Origin of the sequence: Thermosulfurimonas sp., assembly GCF_015491435.1 — a bacterium.
Taxonomy (GTDB): Bacteria; Desulfobacterota; Thermodesulfobacteria; order Thermodesulfobacteriales; family Thermodesulfobacteriaceae; genus Thermosulfurimonas_A.
This window is the reverse complement of sequence record NZ_WFVX01000024.1, coordinates 1-9,053: the sequence shown is the minus strand read 5'-3', so window position 1 is coordinate 9,053 and position 9,053 is coordinate 1. Positions and strand designations below refer to the sequence as shown.

Annotated in this window: 11 protein-coding genes and 1 pseudogene; 4 read left to right on the top strand and 8 right to left on the bottom strand. The window is 60.3% G+C overall.

The genetic code is table 11. From position 1 onward, the window contains the following. The 3 genes and pseudogenes from F8J34_RS00935 to F8J34_RS00925 form a co-directional block, all read left to right on the top strand. A pseudogene (locus tag F8J34_RS00935) lies at positions 1-383 on the top strand (hypothetical protein); the annotation flags it as partial. Positions 384-386: 3 nt separating this feature from the next. After that, the gene (hisA, locus tag F8J34_RS00930; RefSeq protein ID WP_297055453.1) at positions 387-1,112 is read left to right on the top strand and encodes a 1-(5-phosphoribosyl)-5-[(5-phosphoribosylamino)methylideneamino]imidazole-4-carboxamide isomerase; all 726 of its coding nucleotides are present in this window, start codon (positions 387-389) and stop codon (positions 1,110-1,112) included. Continuing rightward, complete coding sequence (locus F8J34_RS00925) at positions 1,112-3,106, top strand: RNB domain-containing ribonuclease (protein ID WP_297055450.1); 1,995 nt, start codon at positions 1,112-1,114, stop codon at positions 3,104-3,106. Before hisA ends, F8J34_RS00925 begins: the two co-directional genes overlap by 1 nt. Here the strand turns inward: F8J34_RS00925 and F8J34_RS00920 are convergent. The 8 genes from F8J34_RS00920 to pyrR form a co-directional block, all read right to left on the bottom strand. Next, on the bottom strand, positions 3,066-4,019 hold the full coding sequence (locus tag F8J34_RS00920) for a diguanylate cyclase (RefSeq protein WP_297055448.1): 954 nt from the start codon (positions 4,017-4,019) through the stop codon (positions 3,066-3,068). The two genes, F8J34_RS00925 and F8J34_RS00920, sit on opposite strands and share 41 nt — an antisense overlap. After that, a complete protein-coding gene (locus tag F8J34_RS00915; RefSeq protein WP_297055444.1) occupies positions 3,961-4,455 on the bottom strand; it encodes an NUDIX hydrolase in 495 nt (164 codons plus the stop codon). Before F8J34_RS00915 ends, F8J34_RS00920 begins: the two co-directional genes overlap by 59 nt. Continuing rightward, on the bottom strand, positions 4,452-5,237 hold the full coding sequence (locus tag F8J34_RS00910; RefSeq protein ID WP_297055441.1) for an inositol monophosphatase family protein: 786 nt from the start codon (positions 5,235-5,237) through the stop codon (positions 4,452-4,454). Before F8J34_RS00910 ends, F8J34_RS00915 begins: the two co-directional genes overlap by 4 nt. 98 nt (positions 5,238-5,335) lie before the next feature. Beyond that, positions 5,336-5,719: a hypothetical protein gene (locus F8J34_RS00905; RefSeq protein WP_297055439.1), complete on the bottom strand. Its 384-nt coding sequence runs from the start codon at positions 5,717-5,719 to the stop codon at positions 5,336-5,338. 27 nt (positions 5,720-5,746) lie between these two features. Further along, positions 5,747-6,121, bottom strand: coding sequence for a lipoprotein (locus F8J34_RS00900; RefSeq protein ID WP_297055436.1), 375 nt, complete (start codon positions 6,119-6,121; stop codon positions 5,747-5,749). Continuing rightward, complete coding sequence (locus F8J34_RS00895; protein ID WP_297055434.1) at positions 6,118-6,711, bottom strand: TetR/AcrR family transcriptional regulator; 594 nt, start codon at positions 6,709-6,711, stop codon at positions 6,118-6,120. Before F8J34_RS00895 ends, F8J34_RS00900 begins: the two co-directional genes overlap by 4 nt. Positions 6,712-6,795: 84 nt before the next feature. Further along, entirely contained in the window at positions 6,796-8,115 is a 1,320-nt protein-coding gene (gene thiC, locus F8J34_RS00890; protein ID WP_297055431.1) for a phosphomethylpyrimidine synthase ThiC, read from the bottom strand. A gap of 140 nt (positions 8,116-8,255) precedes the next feature. Then, the gene (pyrR, locus tag F8J34_RS00885) at positions 8,256-8,795 is read right to left on the bottom strand and encodes a bifunctional pyr operon transcriptional regulator/uracil phosphoribosyltransferase PyrR (RefSeq protein WP_297055428.1); all 540 of its coding nucleotides are present in this window, start codon (positions 8,793-8,795) and stop codon (positions 8,256-8,258) included. Between the two features lie 96 nt (positions 8,796-8,891). Here pyrR and F8J34_RS00880 point away from each other — a divergent pair. Then, on the top strand, positions 8,892-9,053 hold a 162-nt coding region (locus tag F8J34_RS00880), incomplete at its 3' end, for an OB-fold nucleic acid binding domain-containing protein (RefSeq protein ID WP_297055459.1).

Genomic DNA, 9,053 nt, shown 5'->3' with positions numbered 1-9,053 from the left:
ATGATTTTGAGGTCTTGTGGAGTCGGGCCCTGGCCCATCTGGCCCAGCCCACCCCCGCTCAGATCATCAAGGCCCTGGGCCGGGAAATCGGCACCCAGGCCCTGCTTTACGGGAAGATCTTCCGTTTTCGGGAACGCCGGGGCAAGGGCTATGCGGTGGAAAGGCCGGCCTCGGTGGCCTTCGCTCTGGTCCTTTTCGATGCCCGAACCGGGCGCGTGCTCTGGAAAGGCTGGTTCGATGAGACCCAGCAACCCCTGAGCCGGAATCTCTTCAAGATCAAACTCTACGGCGGGGTTCGCTGGCTCACCGCGGAGGAATTGGCCCGCCGGGGGCTGCAAAAGGTCCTTAAGGATTTCCCCTTTCCGCAGGGTGGCGGAGGATAAGACATGCTGGTGATACCCGCTATCGATTTGAAGGACGGGCGTTGTGTGCGTCTTTATCAGGGAGATTACGCCCGGGAAACGGTGTACGGGGAGGACCCGGTGGCCCAGATCCGGGCCTTTGTCCGGGAAGGGGCCCCGAAGATTCACATCGTGGATCTTTCCGGGGCCCGGGAGGGGCGTCCGGTTCACCTGGAGATCATTCTGAGCATGGTCCGGGCGGTGGAGGTCCCGGTGGAGGTGGGAGGAGGAATTCGGGACCTTCCCACCATCGAACGATACCTGGAGGCCGGGGTGGCGCAGGTTATCCTGGGCACGGTGGCCTGTCGCGAACCGGAACTGGTACGCAGGGCAGCCGCACGTTTCCCCGGCCGGATCCTGGTGAGTCTGGATGTCCGGGGGGAGAGGGTGGCGGTATCCGGCTGGACCCAGGCCGAGGATCTTCATTATCTGGAGCTGGCCCGGACCCTGGAGCAGGCCGGGGTGGCCGGATTCATTTTTACCGAGATCGAGAGGGACGGCACCGGAAAAGGGGTCTATACCCAGAGGCTGGAAAGGCTCCTGGAAACGGTGGAGGTCCCGGTTACCCTGGCCGGGGGGGTCTCCACGGTGGAGGATATCCGGCGTCTTAAGCCCCTGGAAGGAAAGGGTCTTTCCGGGGTTATTGTGGGAAGGGCCCTTTACGAAGGCACCCTGTCCCTCTCCGAAGCCCTGAAGGTGGCCCAGAGCTAATGGCAGAACGAGAGGATCTGGTTGGCCGGCTGGCCGAGGTAGTCCAGCATGGCCGGCCGCTTCCGGTTTATGTCCTGGGGACCAAAGGAAAACGCCTGCGGGTGCTCCTGCCCTCGGGGAAGGAAGAAACCGTCTCCTCCGGGCAGACCCTTCTTCTCTCCCGAAAGCGTCTGCGGGGTCTTTCCCGCCACGAAGCCCTATCCCTTCTGGCTGAAACGGACAAAAGACGCTCCGCCCTACGGACGGAGATAGATCTTCCCACCCTGTGGGAACTGGTGGTGGATGAGGCCGAGGTCTTTGATCCTTACGAACTGGCGGCCCTTTATTTCGGAAATCAGAGCGGAGACGACGAAGCCGCGGCGCTGGTCCGGGCGGTGTTGGAGGATCGTCTCTATTTTCGGTGGCGCGAGGGAAAGATCCTGGTGCATAGCCGGGAAGAGGTGGAAAGGTTGCGTCTGGCCCGGGAAAGGGAGGCCGAGCGACTCCGACGTCTATCCCTGGGCGAGGCCTTTTTGGGGGGACTCCTGCGGGGAGAGGAACCGCCGGACCTCCCTCCGGAGATTCGGGAGTATTTCCTCTCGGCCCTGCGCGATTACTGTCTTTTTGGTGAGGAATCCCCCCGGGCCCGGGAGATCCGGGAGGTCCTTACCCGGATCAAGGCCACCGGTCCGGAGACGCCCTTTCGTCTCCTGGTGCGGGCCGGGGTCTTCCGGGAGGACGAAAACCTGGAACTCCTGCGCTATCGGATCCCGGTGGATTTTCCCGAGGAGGTGCTGCGCGAGGCCGAAAGCCTCAGGGAGCGGGGTCGGCCCCGGGAAGACCTTACCTCACTTAACACCTTTACCATCGATGCCGAGGACACCCGGGACTTCGACGATGCCCTGCACGTGGAAGAGACCGACGAGGGCTGGGTGGTGGGGGTACATATAACCGATGTGGCTTCGGTGGTGCCGCCCGGGAGCAAGGTCTTCGGGGAGGCCCTGCGGCGGGGGCAGACCCTCTATCTCCCGGAAGGTATCATTCCCATGCTGCCTCCGCTCCTTTCCGAGGAGAAACTCAGCCTCCGGGCCGGAGAAAAACGCCCGGCGGTTTCCTTTCTGCTTTTCTTCTCTCCGGAGGGGGAACTGCAGGAGTTCCGTTTACTCCTCAGTTATATTCGGGTAGCCCGGCGGATGACCTATGAGGAGGTGGATAAACGTATAGAGAGTGGAGACCCCTTCTGGATCCGCCTTTACGATCTGGCCCGGGGGTTTGCCGCCCGGCGTAAGAAGGCGGGGGCGCTGGCAGTAACCCTTCCAGAAATAGTGATCCGGGTGGAGGAAGGAGGGGAGATTCGTCTCCAAAGGCTGGAATTTACCCCTGCGCGCCTTCTGGTGGCGGAGTTCATGATCGCCGCCAACTTTGCCGCGGCCCGATTCCTGGCGGACCAGGGGGTGCCGGCCCTTTATCGGTTCCAGAAGGAACCCCTGGAACGCCTCCTTCGGGAGGGGGAAGAGGAGGATCTGGTCAAGGTCTTTCAGCAACTGCGGTATCTGGTCCGCGGGGAACTGGGACTTTCTCCGGAATTCCACCATGGCCTGGGGCTTCCGGCCTATACCACCGTAACCTCTCCCATTAGAAGGCTCATGGACCTGGTGGTCCAGCACCAGCTGGTGGCCTTTCTGTCCGGGGAGCCCCTGCCCTTCGACCAGGAAGCCCTCCGCGAGATCCTGATCCGTCTGGAGGATCTTCAGAGCATAGCCGCTCAGGTGCGTTCCCGAACCCATCGCTACTGGCTTCTCAAGTATCTTAAGCTGCATTTCCAGGGGAAGGTGGTAGCGGGGCTGGTCCTTGAGGCCGGAGAACGTCGGGCCCGGGTCCTTCTGCCGGATTTCATGCTTCCCGTGGAGATGCAGCTTTCACCGGGCTATCGGTTACGGGCCGGGGAAGAGATCCGGGTAAAGATCCTCCGGGTCAATCCGCGTCTGGATCTGATTCGGGTGGCTCCAGCTTGAGACTTTCCGGATCTATCTCGATGCGGTCTCCTCCGTGGCGTTTGGCCCGATACATGGCCTCATCCGCCCGGCGCAGAAGATCATCGGCGCTGCGGCGAGGGGTCTCATGGGGTATGAGCCGGGCCAGGCCGATGGAAAGGGTGGTGGGGGAAAAGCCGGCCTCCCGAAAGGCCTCCAGAATCCGCTCACAGACCTTTATCCCTCCCCGGATATCCGTATGGGGCATGAGGATCACGAATTCGTCCCCTCCGTAGCGGAAGGCCTGATCCACTTTCTCCCGGGTGCAGCGACACAGGATGTCGGCCAGACACTTGAGCAACTTGTCCCCTTCCTGGTGTCCACGGGTATCGTTGTAAAGCTTGAAGCGATCTATGTCGATCATGGCCAGACTCAGGGGATAGTTCTGTCGCAGGGCCCGATAGGTTTCCTCCATCAGGCGTTCCTCGAAATACCGCCGGTTAAAGATATCGGTAAGGGCGTCCCGCACGGAAAGGGCCCGGAGTTCCTCCTTGAGTTTCCATTCCCGGAGGATTCGGGCCACCCGGGCCTCGAATTCCTCCAGAGAGAAGGGTTTCTGAATGAGGTCGTCGGCCCCGGCGGCCACCACATCCACGTAGCCATAGTCCCGGGCGTATCCGGTCATGGCCAGGATCATGGTCTCCGGATCGAGCTCTTTTATCCTGCGAATGAGGGTGAGACCATCCATGCCCGGCATTACCAGATCGGTGATAACCACCTCGAAGGGCCCCTGGGTAAGGAAGAGGTCCAGGGCCTCCTCACCGTTGGAGGCTTCCTTTACCGGAAGTCCCAGGGAACGCAGATAGGCCTGAAGCAGGATTCGGACATCATTTTCGTCATCTACAACGAGGAAGCGGGGTTGTCGAGGGAGGGTTTCCAGAAGTTTTTTTAACATCGCTCACTCCTAGATAGTCTTTGAGGATATCCGCGTGATCGAAAACCAGGTCCTCCCAGGGGATCTCTTCCACGGGAAAGACCCTGGCCTCAGCGGCGTCGTCCCCACCCCGGGGAACTCCGGTGGCCCGGGCCACATATACGGTGGTGATGGTGTGGAAGCGGGGGTCTCTTCCCGGTCGGGAATAGGTATAGAATTGGCACACCAGTTCCACCTCCAGTCCGGTTTCCTCGCGGGCTTCCCTTACCGCGGCTTCCTCGAGACTTTCTCCATAATCCACGAAACCCCCGGGCAGGGCCCAGCCGTAGGGTGGCCGTCCTCGTCTTACCAGAACGATCCCCTGAGGGGTCTCGATGATTACATCCACCGTGGGGAAGGGATTACGGTAGCGTTCCACCGATCCTCCGCAGTGGGGACAGGTAAGGTATTCCTTCATCGGGGTACATACCCGGAAGTGATTTGAAGCATAAAAGAATGGATTCGACCGTTACTGGCTACTACATGTTTCTGAAAAGGGGAATAGGGTTCTCCCCGGTAATTGGTTACCTTCCCTCCGGCTTCCTCCACCAGAAGAACTCCGGCAGCGGTATCCCAGGGCTTTAGCAAAGGTTCCCAGAAACCGTCGAACCTTCCACAGGCTACGTAGGCCAGATCCAGGGAAGCGGCCCCGGCCCGCCGGATACCCTGCACCCGGACCAGGAATTCCCGGAAGGCCCCTAATACCTGCTCGGGTTCCTCGTGGATGTTATAGGGAAAACCCGTGGCCAGCAGAGCCTCCTCCGGGATCTCGGTGGAGGAGACCCGGATGGGGTTTCCGTTGAGGGTGGCTCCCTGTCCCCGGGCGGCGGAAAAGAGTTCCTGCAGGGGAGGATGATAGATCGCTCCGGCCAGGACCTCTTCGTCCTTCATGAGGGCCACGGAAACCCCGAACCAGGGGAAGCCATGGGCGTAATTGGTGGTGCCATCCAGAGGATCTACCAGCCAGTAAAGTCCGCGGGGTTCGGTGCGGGCGACTTCTTCTCCCAGGACCGGAAGGTTCGGGGTTTTCTCCCGCAGGACCTCCAGGATGAGTCTTTCGGCCTGGGGATCGGCCTCGGTAACCAGGTCGATCTTTCCCTTGTGCTGGATATGATGGGGGCGGGAAAGCTGTTGCTGGAGGAAGGCCCCGGCCCTGAGGGCCGCTTCCTCCGCTACCCGTCGAAAAAAGCCCAAGTCCACCCGGGGACCCCCCGTATGAGCAAATTAAAGTTGGGCGGAAGTATAATCGGAGGTGCGAGCTTTGCAAGGCCCGTCCCCGACGGGCCTAATTCCTACCCTCAACAGGGGAATTCGTTGAGCACATAACCGTGGGTCTCCAGGACATCCCGAAGCCGAAAGCGCTTTTCCTCATCCAGGCTATAGTAGGCCCGCACGAAAGCAGCGGTGGATCTCTCGGGGCCGCAGGCCGCGCTCAGGAGTTCCTTCTGTTCCCGGGGTGAGAGTCTGGCCTGTTTCAGGATCTCCCGTAATTCTCCCTTCAGACAGAGCTTGCGGAAGAGCTTGCTCGAGCCCCATTTGCGGCTACCGATCATGATCCAGGGACGCTGGGGGGTGTCCGGCGGAATGACCGGTTCATGGATATCCGTGAGATAGAGGGCCTTGGGGGCACAGGACCAAAAGAAAAGGAAAAGCCCGCCCAGGATGAGCAACGTCTTTTTCATCTTCTTCACCTCCCTTTTCGGGTTTGGTTAACAGCCGTAGTCGTTAAGGCTGTAGCCGTGCTTTTCAAAGGTCCTCTTGAGTCGCAGACGGGTTTGGTCCGGCAACCCGTAGTAGATCTCCAGGAACCTTTCCGCCGAGGCCTTGGGTCCGCAGGCGGCATGGAAGAGGTCTTCTTTGGGTCCCTCCGGGATGCGGGCCTCAGAGAGGATCTTTCGGAGCTCCCCCTTCTGGCAGAGCTTCTTCTCCAGTTCGGCCGACCCCGCCCCCCGAGCCCCGATGATGAGCCAGGGGCGGTCCGGTCCGCCATAGGGGTTACCCCGGTTTTCGTAAAGATAGACCCCGCGGCCTCCACAGGCGGCAAGGAGGGCCAGAAGCCCAAGGGCCCATAAGATCTTTTTCATGATCTACCTCCGTCTTTAAGGGGTATAAGGGTCCCCAGGACCCGGATGACCGTCTTTAGGGGCCCTCCGTCCTTTTTGAGGCGCGAAAGGAGGAGGGCCCCCTCCAGGGCGGCGATGATGAAAAGGGCCAGATCCTCGGGACTTTCCTCCCTGGAGAGACATCCCCGGTTTCGGGCCTGAAAGAGAACTGTGGCCAGCTCTTCCTTCCAGTCCTCAAAGGTTTCTTCCAGGAAATCCCGGATGGGACTTTCGCGGTTGGCCACCTCTATGGCCGTGTTTCCGAAGAGGCATCCGGTGCGAAATCCGTCTTCCTCCATCTTTTGGTAGATCTTTTCCAGAAACTTCCTCAGGGACTCGCGGGGCGGGCCCTCGGAGAAGGCCTCCTCCAGGAACTGCTTAAAGAGGCCCCGCGCATGTCCTAGCGCCGCCAGCACCAGGTCTTCCTTGCTGGAAAAGTGAAAGTAGAGGGCACCCTTGCTCACTCCGGCGGCTTTTTCCAGATCCGCCATGCTGGTCTCGGAGATCCCCTTCTCCTGAAAAAGCTTCAGGGCCTCCTGAATAATCCGATCCCGGGTCAACTTTCCTCGCATCTTTCCTCCCAACCGACCGGTCGGTATTTTTTTAAGATAAACCCTTTCTCTCCCCGGGGCAAGGGAGGAGCGGAGGGGGCGGGATCAGGAGGATTCGCCGGTGGTCCCCCGGAGGATCTTGCGGGCCCGGGAGAAGACCTTGATGGCGCAGTATTCCCCGCACATGGTACAGGCCTTGCTCTTGGAGGCCCCTCCCTCCATGCGATAACGGCGGGCCTTCTCCGGATCTAGCGAGAGACGGATCTGGGCTTCCCAGTCCAGGGCCGCCCGGGCCCGGGCCATGGCCAGATCCTTGTCCCAGGCCCCGGGGATACCCTTGACCAGATCCGCCACATGGGCGGCGATCTTGGCGGCGATAACCCCTTCCCGCACGTCTTCCACAGTGGGCAGACGCAGATGTTCGGCCGGGGTGACATAACACAGAAAATCCGCCCCAGCGGCAGCGGCCAGGGCCCCTCCGATGGCCCCCACTATATGGTCATACCCCGGGGCGATGTCCGTAGGAAGGGGCCCCAGAACATAGAAAGGGGCCCCGTGACAGAGGCGTTTTTCCAGCTTTACGTTGGCCTCGATCTGATCAAGCGGCACATGCCCCGGACCCTCGATCATTACCTGCACCCCGGCCTCCCAGGCCCGCTGGGTAAGTTCCCCCAGAATGATGAGCTCCTGGATCTGGGGACCATCGGTGGCATCCGCCAGACACCCCGGACGAATACCGTCTCCCAGAGAAAGGGTAATCTCGTATTCCCGGGCGATCTCCAGTAAGCGGTCGAAATACTGGTAGAAGGGGTTCTCCTTCTGGTTGTAAATCATCCACTCCACGATAAAAGAACCCCCCCGGGAAACCACCCCCAGCACCCGTTCCTTCCGTTCGAGCCGATGTAGGACTTCTCGATTGATCCCGCAATGAATGGTCATAAAATCCACGCCGTCTTCGGCGTGCCGAAGGACCGCGGAGAACATTTCCTCTACGGTCATCTCCACGATGGATTTGTGTTTGTGCTCCACCGCCTCCACCGCGGCCTGATAAATGGGGACCGTCCCCAGGGGCACCGGACAGTGTTCCCGGATGAGACGGCGCACCTCATCGATGGGCCCTCCGGTGGAGAGGTCCATTACTGTGTCTGCTCCCGCGGCCAGGGCCACCCGCAGCTTTTCCAGTTCCTTTTCCGGGTCCGGAGCGTCCTTGGAGGTGCCCAGATTGGCGTTGATTTTGGTTCGCACCCCGGAACCGATGGCACACGGTCTATCCAGCCGCGCCCTTCGATTCCAGGGAACCACTATCCGCCCTTCCACCACGCCCCGAACCAGTTCCTCCGGGGCTATCCCCTCCAGCTCGGCTACCCGGCGTATCTCTTCCGGAACCTCTCCCCTGCGCAAACGTTCCTTTAGCGTGAGTTCCATGTTTGTTCCCTTTTTCACGTATTGAGAGTGTTTCTCAGGATACAACTTTAATAGACCCTGCCAGATTGACAAGGTTTATCCCGCACCTCTTTCTTTCTTCGAACCAAAAGGACCAGAGGGGGACCGATAAGTGAAAAATATCACTTAGAGGGGCTTTGCAGGAGGATGGCATCCCGACCGTCGATTTCCCGGAGGAGGACCTTTACGTGTTCCTCGGGTCGGGTGGGCACCTGGAAGCCCACGTAATTGGGCTGGATGGGCAGTTCCCGGTGTCCGCGGTCCACCAGCACGGCCAGGTCCACCCTCCGGGGGCGTCCGAAATCCATGAGTGCGTCCAGGGCGGCCCGTACGGTGCGGCCGGTGTAGATGACGTCGTCCACCAGAATGACATTGAGGTCGTCGATGGATCCGGGGATTTCGGTGGCCTTTACCTCGGGATGAAAGGAGATCCGACTCCAGTCGTCCCGGTAAAGACTGATATCCAGGGTTCCCACCGGGATCTTTATTCCTTCCTGTTCCTCGATCAGACGCTGAAGACGGCGGGCCAGAGGGACTCCTCCGGTGCGGATCCCTACCAGGATCAGATCCCGGGCCCCTCCGTAACGCTCCAGGATCTCGTGAGTGAGGCGTCGGAGGGTGCGTTCGATCTCTTTTTCCCCGGCCAGCTCCCGTTCAATCATGGGTACAAATAAACCTCTCCCTGCGAATTTGACAAGGGTTCGGTTGACTATCCCGGGGCCTTGCGGTTTTAATTGGGTAGGCAAAAGGAGGTGGCTATGAAACTCAAACGCACGCATCCCTGTGGAATCCTGCGACCGGAGCATATCGACCAGGAAGTGGTCCTTGCGGGTTGGGTGTTGCGACGTCGCGATCACGGAGGGGTGATCTTTATCGATCTTCGCGACCGTTCGGGTATCGTCCAGGTGGTCTTCGAGCCC